Raw genomic sequence first — 20,939 nt, 5'->3', positions numbered from 1 at the left:
CCTGTACTCCGCAACTGACCGTGACTCTCCGACCTTTTCACGCATGGTTCTGTTCCCTCGTCGAGATGGTCGTCGCATTCGGCGGCGGAGCCCGACGGCTGTTCTGCTGCGCCGCGCTGCTGGCAAGTGTGTGCGTATCGACAACCGCCCTGCCTGCGCAATCCGGCAAGACGCCATCAGGAAAGACAGAATCCGTGAAGACCGAGCCCGGCAAGAATGCGCCGGCAAATCACCCGACCCTGAATCAGGCCAAGCGACTAATCGATCAAGGACAGGCGGAGGAAGCGGTCACGCTGCTTCGGCGGTTCCTCACCACCGGGCCCAAACCGGATCTCCTCGACGACACGTATCTCTTGCTCGCCGCCGCATTGTACGGCTCACAGCAATATGCCGAGAGCCTGAAGTACCTGCAGCAATTGCAGACGGAATTTCCCAATTCCGAGGTGAGCGATCGAGGAAAGCTGCTGCTCGCCAGGACCCACGCGGCCATGGGCAACCCCGACCTTGCGTTTCCGATTTTGACGGGAATCCGCGCCCTGTCGCAAGACGAGACCGCGAAACGCGAAGCGGTGCACATCAGCGGAGAACTGTATCTCCAGAAGAAAGAGTATTCCCGCGCCATCCAAGCCTGGCTGGAGGAGATGGCGCTGAGCACAAGCGAACAGGCGGAAGAAATCCGTGGCCAGATCCGCACCGTGATCAACGAGTCGTTCGACAAGAAGGCGCTCGAGCGGATCCGGGAAGCCTATCCGAAGAGTTTTCCCGGAGACCTGGCTTCGATTCGGCTGATCGAATTGTATCTGAGCCGTGGAGAGGACCATCAGGCCGCCCGGCAAATCCAGCAGTTCCTCGCCCATTTCCCCGCCCATCCCTATGGCGCGAAAGCCACCGACCAGCTCTCTTCGTTACAGACCAAGCTGAAATCGAATCAGTTCTTGATCGCCGCCGTCCTCCCGCTTTCCGGCAAGCTGGCCCCGTTCTCGAATGAGGTCTTGAGCGGGATCGAACTGGCGGTAGCATTGAACGGCGAGGGTGGAGGGGGACCGTCGGTGGGACTCTTGGTCAAAGATCCGGAGACCGAACGCGGATCATTCATCGACGATCTCGGCTCGGTACTGGCGGGCGACCGGCCGATCGCGATCATCGGGCCGCTCCTCTCGAAAAATCTTCCAGTCATGGCCGAGTTGGCGGAACGCGCGCACATCCCCCTATTGACCCCGACGGCCACGCTTCCGAATGTCCGGCGCCTCGGCAGCTATACGTTTAGCACGGCCCTCACGTACCAGCTACAGGCCAAGCGCATCGCCGCCTACGCGGTGGGGGAGCAGGGATTCCGCCGTTTCTGTATCTTGCATCCGGACACGACGTACGGGCGTGAGCTGGCCCGTTGGTTCGCCCAGGAGATCCACTCGCACGACGGCGAGATCATCGCCATCGAATCGTACAAAGAGGGCGAGAGCGACCTCGGCCAACAGCTCAAACGGATGAAGGCCGAGGACCTCAAGAAATACGGCCTCTCAGTTCCCGTGGACCAGGCAAAACTCGGCGGTAAGTCCACGAAAATGGATAAGAAAGTGCTCTATACACCGGGGTTCGACGCCATCTATATTCCAGGACGGGCTGCGGACGTGGGGCTCATCGCCGCACAATTGAATTTTCACGATATGAAGGTCCCGTTTCTCGGCAGCAACGGGTGGAACGTGCCGGACTTCGCCCGGACCGCCGATCAATCGATCGACGGATCCGTGTTTGTGGACGGTTTTTTTGTCGACAGCCCCAATCCGAACGTTCAGGTGTTCGTCTCGCACTACAGGAAGCGGTTTCAGACGAGCCCGACTCTCTTCGCCATGCAAGGATACGATGCAGCCCGGTTCGTACTCGAGGCGGTCAGAAAAGGCGCCGCCTCCGGCGAAGGGGTGAGGGATTTTCTGGTGTCGCAGCCGGACCTCCCCGCGCTGGGAGGGCCGGCTGCCTTTCTGGCCGACGGCTCGCTCAATCGACCGCTCTTTCTGATTCAAGTGAAGCGCGGGCGTTTTATTCAGGTGGACTAGAATAGAGTGCAGTAACGGCTGAACCATCGACATGAACGGCATCGGCCACATTCTTTATCAGATTTCGTACATGGGGCTCCCCTTGCTGTTCGCCATGGTCCTGCATGAGTATGCCCACGGATGGATGGCGGATAAATGCGGGGATCCGACGGCCAAGCTCCAAGGGAGGCTTACGCTGAATCCGCTGGCCCACATCGATCCCTTCGGGACGATCCTCATGCCGTTGCTCTGTCTGATGTTGCCCGGCAGCTTCCTGCTCGGATGGGCCAAGCCCGTCCCGATCGATCCGCGGAACATGACTCGTCCACGGCGCGACATGGCCCTCGTGGCGGCGGCCGGACCAGGAATGAATCTCGCGCTGGCCGTCGTCAGCGCGCTGGTCCTCGCCGCGATCATGACCATGGATCCCGATCTCTCGATCCGCGGTGCGGCCAGCGGTGCCGACGAACAGGACGCGTCTCTGAGTGCGATGTTCCTGCTGCCCATCGCGGTCATGGCCTTCTATTCGGTGCTCATCAACGTATTCCTCGGCCTGTTCAATTTGATTCCGATCCCCCCACTCGACGGGGGACGCATCCTTGTCAGTCTGCTGCCCTCTCAACCGGCCATGGTGCTGGCCCGCCTGGAGCCCTACGGCATGCTGATTCTGGTCGGGCTGCTGGTCTTCGACAAGGAGCTGCGCATCATTCATACGATTTCGAGCGTCTTCGCAACCGGCCTCTCAGGAACGTTGCTCTCAACCGCCCTGGGCTTCAGCACAGGAGGATCCGCTCAATGACCGGTAGGAAACGGGTGCTCAGCGGGATGCAGCCGAGCGGGTTGCTGCACCTGGGGAATTACCTCGGCGCCCTGGAGAACTGGAAAGCCTTGCAAGACCAACACGAATGTTATTTCTTCGTCGCGGACTGGCACGCCCTCTCGTCCAACTACGCAGACACCAGCCGAATCCGGGAATTCGTGCGTGAACTGCTGATCGATTGGCTCGCGGCCGGGATCGACCCGGTTCGCTCTACGGTCTTCATCCAGTCACGGATACCCGAGCACGCCGTGCTGCATCTCCTCCTCTCGATGATCATTCCAGTGTCCTGGCTCGAGCGGAATCCGACCTACAAGGAAAAGCAGGAAGAGATCAAGGAGAAGGATCTCAGCACCTACGGATTTCTCGGCTATCCGGTACTTCAGGCTGCCGATATCTTGTTGTACAAACCGGACTTCGTGCCGGTCGGCAAGGATCAGCTTCCCCATCTGGAGCTGACGCGCGAGTTGGCCAGGCGATTCAACAGTCTCTACCGTCCGGTGTTCCCGGAGCCGATGGAGCATCTGACGAAGTTTCCCAAAGTGCTGGGCACCGACGGCCGAAAGATGAGCAAGAGCTACGGCAACACCATCAATCTGTCCGACACCGAACCGGTTGTGCGGCAAAAATTGAAGACGATGATGACCGACCCGGCCCGTGTCCGGCGTCATGATCCGGGCAATCCCGACGTGTGCCCGGTCTACGACTTCCACAAGATCTTTTCGCCCCTTCCGGTCATCGAACAGATCAACCGGGAATGCCGGACGGCTGCGATCGGCTGCATTGATTGCAAGAAACTCGTGGCCGACCGGCTGGTCGAACGCATGATCCCCATCTGGGAAGCCCGTGCCGCCCTGACGAAAGAACCATCACGGCTCGAGGAGATCGTGGCAGAGGGAAGCCGCAAAGCCGGCGAGGTCGCCAAGGCCACGCTGCACGACGTGACCGAAGCCATGCGGATCTAGGCCATGACGCCGCCCACTCCGCCATCCAGTGCATGCTCGACCGCAGTCCTTCGGTCTCCGCGACGCTCGGCCGTTCAGGCCGTCGTGTTGGCCGGCCTGCTGAGCTGCATCGCGCACCGCGTCCAGGCGGCCGGTCCTCCTTGCGATCGATATCCCCCGGCCAAACAAGTCCGTTGCGCCGACATCTGGAAAGCGCTGAATCAGGAGGACGGGTCGTCCATCGCGCAATTCGGATTGGAGCAGCAACGACGCCGTGATGCGGGACAGATCACGGCGGAGCAACATTTGGCTCAGAATATGGAGTTCATCAAACACTCGACCGAGCGGCGACTGGAACGACTCAAGGAGCGGATGGCGAAGGAGTAACCGTCATAGGTCCTCGGGTTTTTGTGTTTCCACCATTCGGCCGGCCGAATCGAGCAGCTCCCGGCTGACGATGATCGGCGCGTTGAAGTGAATGGCGAGGGCGATTGAATCCGAGGATCGGCTGTCGAACACTTTCGTATCCCCTCTGACCGCCACCGTCAGCGCTCCGTAGTACGTACCCCCCTTCAAGGTGATGATTGTCTGAGTAACCGTCCCTCCGTAGGTTTCAAGGATCGTGTGCATCAGGTCATGTGTCAGGGGACGGGCCAGCTTCTCGTGGTTGAGCGCTCCCTGAATCGACAAGGCTACCGTCAGATCGACGAATATCGGAATCGCCTTCCCTTCGGCCCCCAACAGCACAACCGGACCGTGATCGGACAGGCGGACCTTGACGTCGGTAATCCTGACCGGCTCGGACGATTTCGCCGGCTCCTCCGCAAGACCAATGGACCAGCCGGCGACTCCCAATAAGAGGGCGAACAGACTGCCTCTGATCATTGGACACCTCCTCCAGCCGAGACTGAACATTCGTCAACTGATCCGTCGGCCGCCGACAGGACGAGACGCTTTCCCAGAATCGAGGTCGGCTCATGATCACACGCGACCCGTGAGGTGAGCCTCTATGCGCTTGGATTTCGCCCGCCCCTGGCGACCGGTCACCGACGGAAAAACTGGTTGGACTCTTTTTCCCAGCCGATTTCGGTCTCCGCCCCGTGCCCGGTCACCACGATGGTCCCTTCATCCAACGTATACAGCCGCTCACGGATGGACCGCTCGATGCTGTCGAAATCACCACCCCAGAGGTCCGTCCGTCCGATACTGCCGCGAAATAATGTGTCACCCGCCAGCACGATCTTCTGATCCGGCACATGAAAGCTCATGGATCCTGGCGTATGGCCGGGCGTGTGGAGGGCGACCATCGTCTCGGCGCCGAATGAGATCTTCTCCTCGTCGCGCAGCCAATGATCCGGCAGCGGAACGGCTATATAGGGGACCCCGAACATCCGGCATTGGACGTCGAGCATGGTCCACAGCTCACGATCGGCCGGGTGCAGACACAGAGCAGCGCCCGTGGCCTTCTTGATTTCGCCGGAAGCGAGAAAATGATCGAAGTGGGCATGTGTATGGAGGATCGCGGTGACCGATAATCCCAGCTGCCGGATCTCGTGCAGGATGTGCTCGGGAGCGCCGCCCGGGTCAACGACGAGGGCCTGCCCGGAGCCGGAATCCCCGAGGATGGAGCAATTGCATCCGAGGGGTGGCACAGGAAACGTTTTCCGGATGAAGTCGGTCATGACGGCGGTCCGGTCCACTCTACCTCGTGCTCTGATGAGGATAGCGCGCGCAAGACCGGAGGGTCAAACCGCGTCGATCGAGAATCCTCATGGACAACTGCCGGTGAAGCATGGATAATCGCCCCCCAAGGAGCACCGCGAGGAGCACGGACTGATGCGCGACCACCCTATCGTTCGACAGGTGTTGATGACCCTGCTCACCATCGGCCTCGTGACTGCGGCCGGCTGCAAACCGGACGATTCGCCGCTGCGGGCGGACAATGACCAACTCAAGAAGCAACTGGCCAGACAGGAATCGCTCGTGTCATCGTTGCAGGACGGGAATAAGGTCATGCAGCAGCAGATCGACCTGCTCAATCAAGAGCTCCGTGACGCAAAAAAGGCGGTGGAGAGCGCGAAAGCCGAAGCCAAGGCGGCCGCCGATCAACTGGACACGCAATTGATCCAAGCCAGAAAATTGACGGCGGACATCAAACGAACCGCGGTCGAGCAAGCCGCCCAGAGTATCCATGTCGATACGAAGGGCTCGCAGACGGAAGACACGCCGCATCCGTTGAGCACGGTCGCGAAAACGGTGGAGGAGGCCTTGGGCCGAAACGGGTATCAGGTCAAGGTCAGTATCAGGACGGAGCAGAAGGCCGTGTACGTCACTGAGCGCAAGATCTCCAATCCCGTGTCGCTGGAGGTGGCCGGCTTCCGGAACCAATACGTGGTGTCCCTGCAGGCTCAACCGACCAACCTCACGCGTCTGACCGTCAAGGCCGATTTCGAGAAACTGGCGCAAGGCGGGCGAATTCTGAGCGTGAGCCCCGAAGAAACCGCCGAGATCGAACGGCGCTTGATCGGTGAGATCGGCAAGACCCTGGCCGCTCCAAGCAAAACGTAATGCCCCCATTCCGGCCTGTCTTTCTCGCGGTTTTCCTTGTGCTATGCGCCCTTCCTACCACCGCCGCAACGCCTGTCCCCTCTGCGGAGTTATCCCGACACCTCGCCGCAATTGCGGCGCTGGCCGTGTCCTCGCCCACGATCGTGATTCCGGCCGGTCAGTTCCTGATTGGCAGCAAGCGGATCGACGACGATCCCTACGGACTCTGGACGCAATTCGACGACACGGAACTGCCCCAGCAGCGGGTGTGGCTCGATGCCTATGCGATGGACCGGGACGAGGTGAGCTTGGGCGAGTATCTCCTCTTCTTGCAACACCGCAAGCAGACGCCCTCCGAAGAATTACAGAAGCTGATCTGGCACGTCATCACGGTCCATTCCATCTCGGACCACACGTTGAGCCGCTGGCCGGCGCTCTACGTTTCGTGGTACGAGGCCAGAGACCTGTGCAGCTCCAAGGGGAAACGTCTGCCGACGGAGGCGGAATGGGAAAAGAGTGCGCGCGGCGAAGACGGCAACCTGTTCCCCTGGGGATCTCAGGCGCCCGACAACCGGCTTGCGATGTTCGGCCAGCATCACGTTCATGAAATTCCCATCCTCGCACCGGTTGATTCTCTTGAGAACGGTCGAAGCCCCTACGGCATCCACCATGCGGCCGGAAACGTCGCCGAATGGGTGCAGGACTGGTTCGGCTTCGACTATTACGCGTACATGCCGGAGCGCAATCCTCCGGGGCCTGTGAGCGGGCGATACAAGAGCGTCCGTGGCGGGTCATGGAAGAGCAAGGCGATCATGCTCCGCACCGCGACACGGGGCGGCGCGCCGCCGGACAATCGCTCACCCACCATCGGCTTTCGCTGCGCGGCCACCGTTTCACCTCCAGGGCGACCGCCCACCGAAAAGTGACGCTCTGCTTGGCGGACCGCGATCGCCGTGATAGCCTGGGCTCCGAGTCGACGCGGATCAACCGCGGCTGCTCTCCCTATGCGACACAAGGTTTTCATCGGCGGCTTCATCGTCGCCATCACGCTGGTCGGCTGCTCTTCCATGCAACGGGACCGAACCGGTGCCGCACCCGTGTCCAGCCAGGTCTGTTGCCGCTCGACGGAAGTCGCGCCCAGCCGATCGGCCATCGTCCGGAGCGCCGCCAGGCTCGTCGGCGCGCGCACCGTCGAAGTGAACGGCCACCGAATCCATTATGACTGCGCCGGTGTCACGCGCGCCGTGTTTCTCGAACACGGCATCGATCTCTACGAAAGCCGGATGGTGGACCGGCATGCCAATGGGGTCCGGCTCATTTATAACCACATCCGGGAATACGGCAGCGTCCACCAGGGACCGGCGGTCAGGCCCGGAGACCTGGTCTTCTTCGACAACACTTGGGACTCCAACGGCGACGGGAAAATGAACGATCCGCTCACGCACGTGGGTATCGTGGAGCGGCAGGAACGTGACGGCACCATCACCTTCATCAGCCGGGTCTCAGGAGCCGTGGAACGCTACCACATGAACCTCGGCCTGCCGCATGTCCACCGCGCCGCAGACGGGACAATTCTCAACGATCATCTCAGGCGCAAGGATACCGGCCTCGCGGACCAAGCCGGATACCTCACCGGCGAACTGTTCGCCGGATTCGGCACCCGACCCGGGCTTTAGCCGCCCGCTAAAACGCTGCTTGGCCGCCGCCGGACCCCGTGCGTGGCCGCTCTCCTTTGGTTCCCTGTTCATCCCCCCGTGCAGACCGACGCTGGTGTCTTGCCCGACGCGCGTTATACTTGGACCATACGTCCGGTACTAATTCGTGCGTATCTGCTGCGCGAACGCAACCATCCGGATTCAAACCAAGGAGGAACTATGGCAAAGACCGCGACCTATTGCAGCGATTGTTACAACAAGGTAGGACGGACGGAAGATGCGCAAATCCAGGCAGCAGAAAAGTCGGGACAGGTTCCGATGACCGGCCGAGGGACCTGCTGCAAATGCAGCAAGACCACCGTCGTCGTGTACTACGAGAGCTGAAGGGACTGCCGCCTTCACCTCAACCTGTCCGCTAGGCGTGTCCGCTGCCTTCCACCTCCTCAAATTCGTCGAGCAGTTGCTCTAACTCGTCGAGTTCTTTCTGGTCGACATGCTGAAATTCGACGCCGAACTGGTGCGGCTCAACCCAGCGGACCAGCGCCTCCGGAATCGAAACCGGCTCTTCGACCCCCGGAATCATCAGGCGGATCACGATCATTTTCCCCGGATGGACATCTAGGCTGCTTTCGATCTTTGCGCCTCCGAGCGACAGATCCACGGTCGTGCCCTCGACCTCGTGTGAGTTGCCGCGTAGCAGTCCCTTGAGTTGAGCCGGCACGCGCCGATACTTTCTACGTTCCATGAAACCTGTCCTCGCCGCCGGATCCCATCGGCGGAACCGTCACTGCTCCGACGACGTCCGCAGCATACTCGCTTTCCGCACCGAAATCATCCGCGCAGGACCGGGAGTCCCCTGGCGCAATATCTGCGCAATTTTCAGAGCCTGCTACACTTGTGACATGGCTCTCTCGTCGCAAACGACTGCTCTGGTTCCGGTCGATCCCCGCAGGCGCATGTTGCTGATGATTCGCGAACACCTCATGAGTCTTCACGGCGCGCTGATTATCGCCGAACAATCGACGTATGAGGGCGTCATCGGCCCCGTAGGATCGGTTGAAACGCTCCTGGATTTGCTGCAATGCAATCCCTGGTTCACTTGGCTGCACCCCTTTTCCGATCTCCTGGTTCGGATCGACCATCTACTCGACGACGACACATTCGAGATCAGCGACGAAAACCTCGGCCACCTGCTTGGAGAACTTGAGAACATGCTCCGGCCGTCGATCGCGGGCGACGGCTTCGCGCGCGCCTACTTTGAAGCGCTGCAGCGAGCTCCCGACGTGGTCCTCGCTCACTTTCGTCTGAAGCGCCTGCTCCCGGAAGCCGCATAGGTCTCACCGACGCTGTTCGCGGCGTCACGAGGTGTCGTCGCCGTATGAACTGTCCTCGCTTGCAGGCCGGTGCCACGGCATTTTTCCTATGACCTGTTAGAATAGACCCATGGCATTGTCGTCGCATCAGCGGTCAACGTCCTCATCGGTGGTCCTTCGGCAGATCCTGCTCGACGTCCGCCGCGGATTATTGGGACTGCACAAGGCGCTGATCATCGCGGAGCAGCTGACCTACGAGCGGATCAACGGTCGTGTGGCGTCAACCGGGCAACTGCTGCAACTGGTCTTGAACGATCCCTGGTTCACCTGGCTGCATCCTCTCTCCCAACTGGTCATCCGTGTGGATGAATTACTCGACGGAGAGAACGAGCTGACCGCCGTCGAGGTGGAAGAACTTCTCTCCGAAGTCCGGAGACTGACCAGGCCATCTGAAGAGGGTGATGGATTTGAACGGAGCTACTACGAAGCGCTTCAACGAGCTCCCGACGTCATCTTCGCGCACGTCGAGGTGAAGAAACTGCTCACCAAGGCCGCGGCCTAGCGTATCCCTCAACCCTATTCCCAAAGGGTATTCAAAATGGGCGTCCTCCAAGGCCGCAACGCCCTCTAAATAATCTGCGTACAAGGCCACGCGAATACGCGAAGAGCCGGTTTCTTCCAACCGGGATGCTTCGCCGCTTCCTCACACCAGACCGCGACCGAGTTTGTGACACGCGTCACACGGTCGTCGTCGAGCGACACCAGAATGACGGTGTTCGTTCCCGGGTAGAACGATAGTCCGTCGGCCGGGCCGGTCTGACCGTAACCGATCGTCTGGTTGACTTCGGTGAAGGCCCGAACGTCGCATTTGTGAAGCAGCTCGTGAACTCGTTCTTTGAGAGAGGAACGAAAGACCACCATCAGCATCTGCATAGGCATTCCTCCGAATGTGGGCCGTCCGTCCCGGCAGGCGAGATCGACAAACGCGAGGGATCATAATGACTTCAACCCTGAGAATCAACGCGGTGGAGTACCGCCAAGGGTGCCTCCGCGTAGTGTTCTCGGCGCAGGCACCAGTGAACCGCGACCAAACATTCCAATCCAAACGGGAAATAGCCCGCGTAGCCGAGCAGCGGCATTTCGAATATCTGGAAGCGATGCACGTACGGCACGGTGTACTGCCACTTCGCCAGACTGCCCCAATTCCATAGTTCCCACCAGATCCCACAGATCAACGCCGCCAGTCCGTAGTGCCACGCCAACCGCCAATCGCCTTGCGCGATCGGTGCGAAGATCGTCGGTTCGCCGTGGAGGGTTTGCATCGAGACAGCCAACAACAAGGGAGCGACCCAGACCGACCCGAACAGGTGTTCCGGCCAGAGGCCCACACCCAGCAGACCTGCACAGGACAACGCCAGGCCGGACCACGCAACAGGCGGTACATGCCGGACCGGGATCCTCCAGAAACGGTCCAATCCGGAGCTCAGGCGTCGGAAGGATGCCAGCAGATCGACCGTGGATACAACGGCTGGAAGCACAGTGGAAAATGCCACGGTGCCACGCAGTATATAGCTCAGCAGCGAGAGGTCATCGACCCCGACGTAATACCAGTTCTGCGCGAATCGATCGAGATACTCGAAGGTCCACCAAAAACCGGCGCTGACGGGAAACAGAGCGAGAAGGAACCGGGGACGATCCAGTATCAGACATCGACCGGTTCGGGATAACGTCCATGCATTGGCCGTCACGATGTAGCCGAGCCAAAGCGGGGTGAACGTGTGCTCCTGGATCGACGTCATCCGCGTGAATCTCGTCCAAGCGAGCACCCACCAGAGGAGAGTCCATGCGACGCCAGCCCATCCCCACCAAGGAAAACAACAGTGATGAGTTCTGAGTGCTGAGTCCTGAGCTGCGAGAGTCGAGTGCTGAAGACGGGAGTTTGAAGTGAGGATTCGTTGCAAGATCGGACCGACGGCCAGTGCCGTCAACAACGCGACGGCGAGAAACGCGATCCAGGAGAATGGTGCATGCACCGCATAATCGGTGCGGGGAGGGAACTCTAGGTAGGGCCACAGAGATTTGCCGGCAATCCAGACTCCCAGCAGCGGCAGGCCGAGCAGCAGCGCCATCACGACCGCAAGCACACCGGCTCTGCCCATGGCGATCGCCTTTACATCCGTTCCTCATCGAGTTCGATGACGTCCGCCCAGGTGGAAACCGACGGGAGCGCGCTCACCGTCACGCCCCGTTTCGCGGCGACTTCTTGCAGGCGGTTTTGGAACCGTTGGCGCGCCGCCTCATCTTTGGGTTCGGAAGCGAGCAGCCCCCGGCTCCACTGAACGACTTCGTCATGCGTCAGGTCTTTTCCGCGCGCCGCAACCCACGCGAGCAATTCCTCGTCGCTCCCACCTGCCAGGGCACGTTGTTCGAACGCCTTGGCATCGATGCCGAGAAAGTCGATCAGGTACTTATCGAACCCGACCGTCATGTAGTTGTAGTCCTGAATCAGACCGGCGTTCCGGAGACGAATCTTGTCGATAAAGCGTCCGAGATGGGCGATGCCGCCGAGAAGAATTTTTGGACTGCGGGGATATTTCTGTTGCGCCATAGTGTTACTGTGCACCGGCAGCTCTACCATACCTGCAATCCTCGAAAATGTGAACGGGCCGAACGGACCTACTCAACTCGTGTACTTCGACCGTGTTACGTCCAAGGCAGCGAAGCAGATCCGACTGCTCGCCGACCTACTTGCTCGACTCCCCGCCTTCCGGAACGACCGAGATGGGTCTGACCGAGTGGAACTCGAGCATTCAATCCGCCACGCCGTCTCTTCATGACAATCCGGTAGCCTGGACGCTTCTGACGCCGACCCGGGACGGCCTTACCCCACCTTGTATCCTTTCCCCTCCAAGCAAACACCATAGGCTCGGTTGAACGTTTGCTGAGCAGCCTGACGGTCGGCCGCCTGTTCCTCGACCTGGTGTTCATATTCCATCTCGGCCCGCCGCCGTCGCATCATGCCAGCACCACCTCCGACGGCAGCCCCGATCGCGGCACCCTTACCGGCATTGCCCCCGATGGCGCCCCCGACGGCGCCGAGCGCTGCGCCCCTCGCCGCTCCCCGTACGGCTTGTCCGCCTTCTGGCGGAGGGGGCGCAGCGGCGGTTTGCCGATAGGGGTCGATCCCGGTCTGTTCCTTGGCCCACTTGTAACAGGTGAATTGATCCAGCTCCTGCTGGTCCTTGGTTTGTCCCTTCTCGGGATAGACGAACATCTGGGCGCCGATGTCGCTTGAGAATCCGATCAGAGCGATAAGCACCGGCATCACGGCAACGAGTAATGCACGAATCATAAGAGCCTCCGAATGATTGGTGATGGCGGATGTGCCAGCTATCAATTCTTCTCCGGAATCCGATAGGTCAACGAAGGCCAGACGGCAACTCCCTCGCCTTCCTGCTCGACAGTCTCGAAGCCTGTAACGGTCGTCATCTGACGTACCAGTATGCGCGAAATCATTTCCCCTTCTCCGGTGGTGCCGGCAAATCTTCCCGTTCCCCCTTCGATCTTGAACGGGCCACGGCAACCTTCAAGATTCCCGGTGCAGGAAAAGCGCGCGTAGATGCGGTCGCCGTCCTCGGCCGTAAGAATGCATCGCCCCTGCCCTGTCTTTGTCATCGTCTTAAGATCACCTTCGGCGGTGGCGGGACAGACGATGGACGCGGCATGCAGGGCGCCTTTCCCGTCATCGACATAGAGCGTCCCGCTATACACGCCCACCAAATACGCTTGGTCCGGGCCGACCGGAAAGACGAACGAGCGCGACTTCCATGTGGCCGCCGCCCTCACCGTTCCTTCTTCTGCGGTGGCAACAGAACCGGAACCCACGAACAGTGCAAGAACCGCCAACACCACGATCCCCATTGATTTCATCTTCCTCCTCCTCTGTCCTCCAGTTGAACATGCCCCCCGTGTGAGACGGATTCCGAGAGTACCTACGTTGAGCAGGGCAGCACTCAGCGTCGCGCGTCAAGACTGTAAACATTGACAGTTATGAATCCCAGCGTTCTTTGACAAGACGATTTATAGACTGTACATTAACCATATGAAGACTCTGACCATTACGGCTGCGAGAAAGAATCTCAGCCGTTGGCTGGCGGCTGCGTCCCGCGGAGAGGACGTCGGGATTATCTGTGGGGCGGACATCATAGCACTGCGAAAGGTCGAAGTGGAATCCACTGACTACGCGCAGCGCGAATACGGAGCGACGCCTAAACAAGTCTCCGCTCTGGAGCAGGCCACAGACAGACAGTATCGGCGACTCCAACGTTCGGGAAAACTGATGAGCCTCACGGCCGAGCAACTGAGGAAGATGCTTGGCTAGAGCCCTCACGATCGATCCGGCTGTCCTGCGCCGGTTGCGGAAGCTCACACGCGCGGAAAAGATCGAGTGCTTGTTGGCGCTCTGTGAGCTGGCTGAAGGCTTTGGCCAGCCGCACACCCACAACGGTCTAGGCATCCGAAAACTGGGAGAGAAGCTGTTTGAGTGTCGGGGAAGTCTTGCGTGGCGTTTCATATTCCAAGACCGGCAGACCGATCTCTTCATCTCCTTCCTAGGAAACCACGATGACATCAAATCGTTGCTCCGGAGCGGCAAGTATCGCTGAACCGTAAGGTATCGCCATTCGCATTGAGTCAAGATCATGATCGTGGCGTCCTCGACCTGCCTTCGGACAAGGACAGTCCCCCGACCTGCTCTTAATCAGCCATGAGTTTCCGCGTGGAAGCTTCGTGCACGGCCTGCTCGGTCGCACTGCCGGCGGCTGTCGGCTCTTTCAATTCAATCGTGACGCTGTGGATCTTGCCGGTGAATTTGTTGTCTCGTTCCTTATAGGCTTTCGTGGCCAGCGTGACGTCGTCCGTTCTCACGTCGGCCGGTTCGCCCGCGGGAAACACGCAACCCCGCGCTGCAGCCAGAAACCGGAGCGACACCGGTACGTGGGCCGTAGACTATTCGCTGCAGGCCCTTGTTAGCCGGCGTGGCACAACCGCCCGCCCCCTTGGTTGCTTTGGCGCCTCTCCTTTATTGCGACAGAGTGATCGCGGCCTTGGCCCTCCGGATCTGCTCCTCATCGTCGGCGCTGAGCGGCGCGTCGGAGAGCCGGATGAGGACGCGGTTCAACTTGCCGCTGAACTTGAACGGCACCTTATACTCCTCGCTGACCGGCGTACCTGTGTCTTCGCCGATATCCAGCGTTTCGTCGAGCGAGACGCGGAACGCATAGGTGCGGTCGATGCGGCCCGTGGCTACCGGCTTGTCGTCCACGGTGATCGTGACCGTACCGCCCTTGCCGAAGCCGCCGCCGTCGTATTTGAAGTCCACGAGAATGACGTGCTTGCCCGGGTCCAGCTTCTCCGTGCCCGCGATGTTAAACCTCTGGACACCCGCAAGGTTGTAGTGGAACACGGGTTTGCCGTCGAGCAGATACAGGCCCCAGCCGTTGAAACGTCCGCCCTGCGTGGCGATCACGCCGTTTGCACCATCCTTGGGGACATCCACGTCGGCGCCGATTTTCCAGGACTTGTTCTTGAGGTCCGGCGCGCTCCCTTCGGGAATCCGCGTCATGCCGTCGAAGTAGGTAAACACGCTACGCCCTCGGGTGAGGCTGGGGCGCAGCCGGACGTCGAAGCGCGCGACCACGCTGTTGTCGAGCGGCAGCACGTTGTACTTGGCGGCCTCGACCCAGAACAGATCTTGTAGCTCGCGGAGCTTCGCGGGCTGCTTGTCAGCGAGGTTCACGGCCTGGCTGAAGTCCTCCGCGACGTTGTAGAGCTCCCATCTGTACTCATCGGCCTCGGGCAGTTGGCCCGCGACCACCCAAGGCACGCGGGCCGGTGCGGTAGCAGCCACCCAGCCGTCGTTGTAGATCGCGCGGTTCACCATCATCTCGAAATACTGGGTGCGGCGCCTCGACGGCCCCTTGGCATCATCGAAGGTGTAGACCATGCTCACACCTTCGATCGGCTTCTGGGCTACGCCGTTGAGCTGGGCGGGGAACGCCACGCCCGCGGCCTCGAGGATGGTGGGGGCGATGTCGATCACGTGGTGGAACTGGGTGCGGATGCCGCCCCGGTCCTTAATCCGCGCCGGCCAGGAGATGGCCATGCCGTTGCGCATGCCGCCGAAGTGCGACGCGATCTGCTTGGTCCACTGGAACGGCGTGTCCATGGCATGCGCCCAGCCGACCGGGAAATGGTTGAAGGTCGTGGGAGACCCGAGCTCGTCGATGCGCGCCAGGACCTGGCTGAAGTCCTCGGGGATGCCGTTCATGATCGACGCTTCGTTGAGCAGACCCTGCGGCGTGCCCTCGCCGCTCGCGCCGTTGTCGCCCATGATGTAGATGATCAGTGTATTGTCGAGATCGCCCATATCCTCGATGGCATCAATGACGCGGCCGATCTCATGGTCGGCATGTGAGAGCGCCGCCGCATAGACCTCCATCATCCGGGCAAAGACCTTCTTGTGGTCAGCATCGAACGAGTCCCACGCCGGGATCTCCTTGGGACGCGGCGTAAGCTGGGTGTTGGCTGGGATGATGCCGATCTGCTTCTGTCGCGCAAAGGTCTCCTCGCGTACCTTGTCCCAGCCCTGGTCGAACCGGCCCTTGAACTTGGCGATCCAATCCTTGGGCGCATGGTGCGGGGCGTGGGAGGTGCCGGGCGCGAAGTACTGCAGCCACGGTTTGTCCGGCGCCACCGCGTTCAGCAGCCGGATGCGGGCGATGGCCTTGTCGGCCATGTCCACGTCGAGGTGGTAGCTGGGATCGTCATGCGGCGGCTCGATGGGCTTGGTGCCTTCGAACAGGGCCGGTGCCCAGTTGTTAGTGTCGGCGCCGATGAACCCGTAGAAATACTCGAAGCCGAGCTCGGTAGGCCACAGGTCGTAGGGGCCGGCCTGGCTGGAGTGCCAGTCGGGCACGTTGTGGTTCTTGCCGTACCAGGCGGTGTTGTAGCCGTTCTGCTTGAGCACTTGGGCAAAGGTGCCGGTGCTCTTCGGCATGATCGAGTTGTAGCCGGGATAGCCGGTGCCCATCTCCATGACGACGCCGGTCGCGGCGGAATGGTGATTACGTCCCGAGAGCAGCGCCGCGCGCGTGGGCGAGCAGAGCGCCGTGGTGTGGAACTGCGTATAGCGCAGCCCAGCCTTGGCCACCCGGTCCAGCGCAGGCGTGGGAACCGGCCCGCCGAACGTCGTGGACACGCCGAAGCCGGCGTCGTCGATCAAGACGAGCAGCACATTCGGCGCGCCCTTTGGAGCCTGCACTTCCTTCGGGAAGTCCGGCGTGGAGTCCTTCGTCGTGCGCCCGATGTGGCCCTTGAAGGGCTGCTCCGGCCGAGGCAGAACGTCTTGGGCAGTCGCCCAGGTCGGCAACATGACGAGGAGGATCAGCGCAATGACTATCGTCGAACGTTGCATCTACAACTCTCCTTTCATCGGTGAGTCTACCCACAGGTTGGCGAACCGTCGGCTAAACCGCCTGAACCGCCTGCAAAGAGCTGTGCCCTCGGAAAACCAGATGGGGTCCGGTCGCCTTCAGCCGTTGGTTCGTCATGACCTCTCCACGGGCTGAGCACAATGGCGGCCGTAGATTCGCGTTTGCCGCGCGTCGGAAGCAACCGCGAATCGTACCCCACAAGGCAGCCCACGGATCCCCCCAAAGACACGTCATGCGCCGGCGCCCGGACAGACATCACGGCAAGTACTCGATGTGCACCCTATCTATACGACCATTGAAGGTGAAGGGAGCGCGGTCGAAGTACGCCTGGGACACCGGCGAGTAGCTGTCCGTGCCGACATCGAACGCGTCGTTTGCCGTGAAGGCGAGTGCGGCCGTGCGCGGAACGCGGCCCTTCGCCACCTCACGGCCGTCCACGCGGATCGTGACATCGGCGCCCCCCCTCGGCGCCGCAATACGCGTCTCGACTTCGATCTTCGTCTTTCCTTGAGGCAACGGGCTGGCCGTTTCGAGCCGCGTCCGCTCAATCTCGAACAGGTTGTACTCGAAGGACAACTTGTCCTTGTCCACCCACAGGGCGATCCCACCGGAAAACGCGCCGAGCGCGTAGAGCACGCCCTTCGATTCCGGACCGAGCTCGACCTCCAGTTGGACGAGGTTGCTTCGAGCGCCGACCTTGGGCGCGGCAAACTCTGGAACGCCGACCACGTCCTGCGTGTAGTCGAACTGCGTGGCGGGGTTGTGCGGCGCCAACTGTGGGCTCCAGACGATGGACCACAGGCCCCCGCCGACCGGATAGACCAGGTTGGCCTTCGCCTGCTCATCGAACAGCTTCTTCATCTCCGCGACCTTCTCAGGTTGTGCGGCGGCGAGGTCGGTGGCCTGGGAAACATCGTGCTTGAGATCGTAGAGTCTCCAGGTGTCCTGGTCGGGATTCCACTTGGCGATCCCGGGCGGTAGGCCGGGCACCCACGGCACGCGAGGACCCCACACCGATGCGAACCACCCGTCGGCGTAGATGCCCCGGTCACCCATCACCTCGAAGTACTGCGGTCCTTTGCGCTCTGGTGCTGCAGCGTCGGCGAAGGTGTACTGGAGGCTGATCCCGTCCATCGGCTGCTGGGTCACCCCGTCCACCGTGCGCGGCGCCGGGATTCCGAGCACCTCGTAGATCGTGGGTACGATGTCGTTGACGTGGTGAAACTGCGTCCGGATCGCCTTGTCGGGTTTGATCGACTTCGGCCAGCTCACCGCGAGCGGCGTGCGGGTTCCGCCGAAATGGCCCGCGTTCAACTTGACGCCCTGGAACGGGGTGGAACCCGCCCAGGCCCAACCCGCGTGGTACATGTTGTCGGTCTTGTTGCTCCCGAGCGCGGCGAGCCCTCCGACCTCGTCGAGTGCGCGGATGTGGTCGTTAATATGGGTGGGGATCCCGTTCTGCGCCAGCAACTCGCTGATGGTTCCGTTCTGGCCCTCGGCGCTGGAGCCGTTGTCGCCCCATACGTAGAATACCAACGTGTTGTCGCGCAGGCCGAGCCGTTCCAGCTCGTCGATGAGCCGGCCGGCCTGCCTGTCGGCGTGCTCGGTATAGCCAGCGAAGACCTCCATCAGCCGGAGCTGGAAGGCTCGTTCGCTCTCCGGAATGCTGTCCCAGGCGGGCAGGGTTGCGGGACGTGGCGTGAGCTTCGCATCGGCCGGAATCCAGTCCAACTTCTGCTGGCGCGCGAAGATCTCCTCGCGCACCGCATCCCACCCCTTGTCGAACCGGCCCTTGTACTTGTCGGCCCACTCCTTGAAGATGTGATGCGGCCCGTGCGAAGCGCCGGGAGCCCAGTACATGAAGAATGGTTGAGTGGGCGCGAGGGCGTGCTGGCGGCGGAGCCAGCCGACGGCCTTGTCGGTCATGTCTTCAGTGAAGTGATAACCCACCCGGTGCGGGGCCGGGAGGCGTACCGTGTTCTCAACGACGGCCGGCTCCCACTGGGATGACTCGCCGGCGAGAAACCCGTAGAAGTAGTCGAAGCCGACCAGGCGTCCCACCGGCCACCGATCATACGGTCCCTGGCTCGTGGTTTGTTCGGCGGGTGTGTTGTGCCACTTGCCGAACGCAGCCGCGTTGTAGCCGTAGTAGCCCAGAACCTTGGCGACGGATGCCGTTGTCGCGGGCCAGTGACCAGAGTATCCGTCCCAGTCGTTGGCGAGCTCGGCGATCTGCCCGAAGCCGACCCGATGATGGTTTCGGCCGGTGAGCAAGGCCGCGCGGGTCGGAGAGCACATCGCCGCGTTGTGGAACGCGTTGAAGGAGATCCCACTCGCGGCGATGCGATCCAGCGTCGGCGTGTGGATCGGGCCGCCGTAGGTGCCGGGCAGCGCTGGCCCGACATCGTCCAGCATGATGATCAGGATGTTCGGCGCGCCGGCCGGCAGATGGCTCTCCGGCTTGTGTGGCACGTACTCCGATTGAGCCACGGTCGGCCCTGCCTTACTACCAGACGGCGTGGGCGGAAAGGGCAGGCTCCCTTGAGCCAGGCCCAAGCTCGGCAGCAGCAGCGATGTGATGAAGCCCACTAACGTAAGCTGACGGCTCATTCTTGTCTCCTTCTCTGTGATGTCACGAGCGGCAGGACCTTGGCATCGCCTGGCAATGTACCGGTCGATCCACCTAGCCTCCTCTACTCAAAACCCGTCCACCAGAATACGAACCCCTGAGGTCCCCGACTCAACTCACACGGACCAAAGCGTGGGCGCGTCAATCCCCCTGCCCCCTGGAATCGCCTATCGCGCCAACTTGGAGAGGAGTGAGCTCAGCGAGTGCTCCAGGGTGTTCGCGTCCGGAACCTTTCCCCCTGGCGTCAGGTGATCGATTGCGGCCGGCAACAACCCTGCGAGGAGGGAGCCCGCTTCGGACGCCGGCACACCCGCCTTGCCGGCGAACTGCTCCACTGTTTCTTTGCCGAGCACATCGGTCACCTGCGCAGCCGAAATCTCCGGGTTGGGCCCCGTCGAGATCCACGCCGAGATCATGTCGCCCAAACCCTTGCTCTGGAACGCGCCAACCATCCCGGCCAGACCTCCGCTCCCGCCGATCGACGCGTCACGGGTGCTAAGAAGCCCGGTCAGTGCCGAGAGAATCTGCGGATTCTTGGACACCAGCGATACGATGTCGCCGAGGCCGCCGGTCTTATTCGACCCGCCCATTGCCTGCTTGAGTAGTCCGTCGAGGAAGCTCATGGGTTCTCCTCTCTTCGATATGTGAGGGTGAATCGCCTCATCGCAACCGGATCATCGTGCGTCCGCCGTACCTCCATCCATTCCCGAGGGGAAAGAAACAGGGACATTCAGAATTCTTGCCACAGGATGAGCCGCCGTCACCGGAAATTCAGAATGTCCCTGTTATTCCTACCGAAGCCTCATCAATGATCCACGCTGGCCATGCCTCGGCAGGTCCCCGTTCCTCCAGTGAGGACGTGTCAAAGTGGGGCAGCAGGTGCACCGCTCACTCGCATGAGGACAACCAATGATTCTGGAACTGCTTTTTCGCTAAGGATGGACAACTTTCAATCCGAGCATATCTTCAAATGGATCATCGTCGCGATCGTTATGAAGCAACCTGTGCCCCTCCATTGGACAGAACGATGCGATGAGAGCATCGATGGTCCTACGGACTGTGCGTTCAGCGGTGCGCAGCGTTCGATAGTTCAGAGCAGTTTGAATGGCCAGTTCAACGGTTCCCGTCTCAAAGACTTCAAATCTGAGAAGATCTTCCTGAACTGCATCGAATCGGCCATCCGTCGTGATACCCTGCAACACCTCGCACAGAATCAAGTCAGTGAGACCAAACCGCTCATCTGTGAGATTGGCTTCAAGCCAGTCCGTATGGGCCGTGCTGGTTCCCCGAAGATAGTCGACCCATCCCTTCCTGACCCTGTACCTTAACAAGCAACCGAAGCCCCTCTTCGACGACCGCCCTTTTGGTTGAAAGCCCCGTGGCCTACATCGCCTGTCGCATAGGGCTGTTATCGATCACGATGTTGGTGCACATAACCCCTCCGATAGGGAATGTGTACGCCTCGTCTGACAATACACATGTGCATAAGGGGGAAGCAAGCAAGGAGATAA

At 60.9% G+C, this 20,939-nt stretch carries 25 protein-coding genes; 13 read left to right on the top strand and 12 right to left on the bottom strand.

The features are described from left to right. The first annotated feature begins 20 nt into the window (after nt 1-20). The 4 genes from P0111_04760 to P0111_04745 are packed head-to-tail and all read left to right on the top strand — an operon-like array spanning nt 21 to nt 4,178. Nucleotides 21-2,051, top strand: a complete 2,031-nt coding sequence (locus P0111_04760; GenBank protein MDF0643317.1) for a penicillin-binding protein activator — start codon at nt 21-23, stop codon at nt 2,049-2,051. 31 nt (nt 2,052-2,082) lie between these two features. Beyond that, nucleotides 2,083-2,829, top strand: coding sequence for a site-2 protease family protein (locus tag P0111_04755; protein MDF0643316.1), 747 nt, complete (start codon nt 2,083-2,085; stop codon nt 2,827-2,829). Continuing rightward, complete coding sequence (trpS, locus tag P0111_04750; protein MDF0643315.1) at nt 2,826-3,812, top strand: tryptophan--tRNA ligase; 987 nt, start codon at nt 2,826-2,828, stop codon at nt 3,810-3,812. The genes P0111_04755 and trpS overlap by 4 nt, the downstream gene beginning before the upstream one ends. A 3-nt stretch (nt 3,813-3,815) precedes the next feature. Next, nucleotides 3,816-4,178, top strand: a complete 363-nt coding sequence (locus tag P0111_04745; GenBank protein ID MDF0643314.1) for a hypothetical protein — start codon at nt 3,816-3,818, stop codon at nt 4,176-4,178. 3 nt (nt 4,179-4,181) lie between these two features. Here the strand turns inward: P0111_04745 and P0111_04740 are convergent, their stop codons facing one another. Together P0111_04740 and P0111_04735 are read right to left on the bottom strand one after the other, a co-directional pair. Continuing rightward, nucleotides 4,182-4,676 carry a bifunctional nuclease family protein gene (locus tag P0111_04740; GenBank protein ID MDF0643313.1) on the bottom strand — a complete coding sequence of 165 codons (495 nt, stop codon included), beginning with the start codon at nt 4,674-4,676 and terminating at the stop codon, nt 4,182-4,184. Nucleotides 4,677-4,834: 158 nt separating this feature from the next. Continuing rightward, nucleotides 4,835-5,473: an MBL fold metallo-hydrolase gene (locus tag P0111_04735; GenBank protein ID MDF0643312.1), complete on the bottom strand. Its 639-nt coding sequence runs from the start codon at nt 5,471-5,473 to the stop codon at nt 4,835-4,837. 154 nt (nt 5,474-5,627) lie between these two features. Here P0111_04735 and P0111_04730 point away from each other — a divergent pair, with 154 nt between their 5' ends. From P0111_04730 to P0111_04715, 4 genes are all read left to right on the top strand, one after another. After that, on the top strand, nt 5,628-6,359 hold the full coding sequence (locus P0111_04730; protein ID MDF0643311.1) for a hypothetical protein: 732 nt from the start codon (nt 5,628-5,630) through the stop codon (nt 6,357-6,359). A 125-nt stretch (nt 6,360-6,484) separates the two neighbouring features. After that, nucleotides 6,485-7,264: an SUMF1/EgtB/PvdO family nonheme iron enzyme gene (locus tag P0111_04725; protein MDF0643310.1), complete on the top strand. Its 780-nt coding sequence runs from the start codon at nt 6,485-6,487 to the stop codon at nt 7,262-7,264. Nucleotides 7,265-7,342: 78 nt separating this feature from the next. Beyond that, the gene (locus P0111_04720) at nt 7,343-8,014 is read left to right on the top strand and encodes a CHAP domain-containing protein (protein ID MDF0643309.1); all 672 of its coding nucleotides are present in this window, start codon (nt 7,343-7,345) and stop codon (nt 8,012-8,014) included. Nucleotides 8,015-8,212: 198 nt separating this feature from the next. Next, nucleotides 8,213-8,377 (top strand): hypothetical protein, encoded by a 165-nt coding sequence (locus tag P0111_04715; protein ID MDF0643308.1) that lies wholly within the window; start codon nt 8,213-8,215, stop codon nt 8,375-8,377. Between the two features lie 31 nt (nt 8,378-8,408). Here P0111_04715 and P0111_04710 read toward each other — a convergent pair whose 3' ends face one another. After that, nucleotides 8,409-8,738 (bottom strand): PilZ domain-containing protein, encoded by a 330-nt coding sequence (locus P0111_04710; GenBank protein MDF0643307.1) that lies wholly within the window; start codon nt 8,736-8,738, stop codon nt 8,409-8,411. A gap of 220 nt (nt 8,739-8,958) precedes the next feature. On the opposite strand from P0111_04710, the gene P0111_04705 reads away from it, so the two are divergent. Then, on the top strand, nt 8,959-9,327 hold the full coding sequence (locus tag P0111_04705) for a hypothetical protein (GenBank protein MDF0643306.1): 369 nt from the start codon (nt 8,959-8,961) through the stop codon (nt 9,325-9,327). 109 nt (nt 9,328-9,436) lie between these two features. Beyond that, nucleotides 9,437-9,868, top strand: a complete 432-nt coding sequence (locus P0111_04700) for a hypothetical protein (GenBank protein ID MDF0643305.1) — start codon at nt 9,437-9,439, stop codon at nt 9,866-9,868. A 65-nt stretch (nt 9,869-9,933) separates the two neighbouring features. Here P0111_04700 and P0111_04695 read toward each other — a convergent pair whose 3' ends face one another. The 5 genes from P0111_04695 to P0111_04675 all read right to left on the bottom strand — a co-directional run bounded on the left by P0111_04695 (nt 9,934) and on the right by P0111_04675 (nt 13,236). Next, complete coding sequence (locus P0111_04695; GenBank protein ID MDF0643304.1) at nt 9,934-10,239, bottom strand: hypothetical protein; 306 nt, start codon at nt 10,237-10,239, stop codon at nt 9,934-9,936. Between the two features lie 71 nt (nt 10,240-10,310). Next, nucleotides 10,311-11,465 carry a hypothetical protein gene (locus tag P0111_04690; protein ID MDF0643303.1) on the bottom strand — a complete coding sequence of 385 codons (1,155 nt, stop codon included), beginning with the start codon at nt 11,463-11,465 and terminating at the stop codon, nt 10,311-10,313. Between the two features lie 11 nt (nt 11,466-11,476). Beyond that, nucleotides 11,477-11,944: a DUF5069 domain-containing protein gene (locus P0111_04685; protein ID MDF0643302.1), complete on the bottom strand. Its 468-nt coding sequence runs from the start codon at nt 11,942-11,944 to the stop codon at nt 11,477-11,479. Between the two features lie 243 nt (nt 11,945-12,187). Further along, a complete protein-coding gene (locus P0111_04680) occupies nt 12,188-12,658 on the bottom strand; it encodes a YMGG-like glycine zipper-containing protein (GenBank protein MDF0643301.1) in 471 nt (156 codons plus the stop codon). A gap of 41 nt (nt 12,659-12,699) precedes the next feature. Beyond that, nucleotides 12,700-13,236, bottom strand: coding sequence for a hypothetical protein (locus P0111_04675; GenBank protein ID MDF0643300.1), 537 nt, complete (start codon nt 13,234-13,236; stop codon nt 12,700-12,702). Between the two features lie 172 nt (nt 13,237-13,408). Between P0111_04675 and P0111_04670 the strand changes: the two genes are divergently transcribed. Both P0111_04670 and P0111_04665 read left to right on the top strand, forming a co-directional pair. Beyond that, nucleotides 13,409-13,687, top strand: a complete 279-nt coding sequence (locus P0111_04670) for a hypothetical protein (GenBank protein ID MDF0643299.1) — start codon at nt 13,409-13,411, stop codon at nt 13,685-13,687. After that, complete coding sequence (locus P0111_04665) at nt 13,680-13,970, top strand: hypothetical protein (protein ID MDF0643298.1); 291 nt, start codon at nt 13,680-13,682, stop codon at nt 13,968-13,970. The genes P0111_04670 and P0111_04665 overlap by 8 nt, the downstream gene beginning before the upstream one ends. A 91-nt stretch (nt 13,971-14,061) precedes the next feature. Here P0111_04665 and P0111_04660 read toward each other — a convergent pair whose 3' ends face one another. The 4 genes from P0111_04660 to P0111_04645 all read right to left on the bottom strand — a co-directional run bounded on the left by P0111_04660 (nt 14,062) and on the right by P0111_04645 (nt 20,051). Continuing rightward, nucleotides 14,062-14,295, bottom strand: a complete 234-nt coding sequence (locus P0111_04660; protein MDF0643297.1) for a hypothetical protein — start codon at nt 14,293-14,295, stop codon at nt 14,062-14,064. Between the two features lie 91 nt (nt 14,296-14,386). Beyond that, the gene (locus P0111_04655; protein MDF0643296.1) at nt 14,387-16,780 is read right to left on the bottom strand and encodes an arylsulfatase; all 2,394 of its coding nucleotides are present in this window, start codon (nt 16,778-16,780) and stop codon (nt 14,387-14,389) included. Nucleotides 16,781-17,054: 274 nt separating this feature from the next. Next, a complete protein-coding gene (locus tag P0111_04650) occupies nt 17,055-19,409 on the bottom strand; it encodes an arylsulfatase (protein MDF0643295.1) in 2,355 nt (784 codons plus the stop codon). Between the two features lie 186 nt (nt 19,410-19,595). Beyond that, complete coding sequence (locus tag P0111_04645; GenBank protein ID MDF0643294.1) at nt 19,596-20,051, bottom strand: YidB family protein; 456 nt, start codon at nt 20,049-20,051, stop codon at nt 19,596-19,598. 273 nt (nt 20,052-20,324) lie between these two features. Between P0111_04645 and P0111_04640 the strand changes: the two genes are divergently transcribed. Further along, nucleotides 20,325-20,756 carry a hypothetical protein gene (locus P0111_04640; GenBank protein MDF0643293.1) on the top strand — a complete coding sequence of 144 codons (432 nt, stop codon included), beginning with the start codon at nt 20,325-20,327 and terminating at the stop codon, nt 20,754-20,756. Nucleotides 20,757-20,939: the final 183 nt, after the last annotated feature.

It is taken from the genome of Nitrospira sp. (assembly GCA_029194535.1).
Lineage (GTDB): Bacteria > Nitrospirota > Nitrospiria > Nitrospirales > Nitrospiraceae > Nitrospira_C.
Note: the sequence above shows the minus strand (reverse complement) of the source record. Positions and strands in the feature narration are given on the sequence as shown.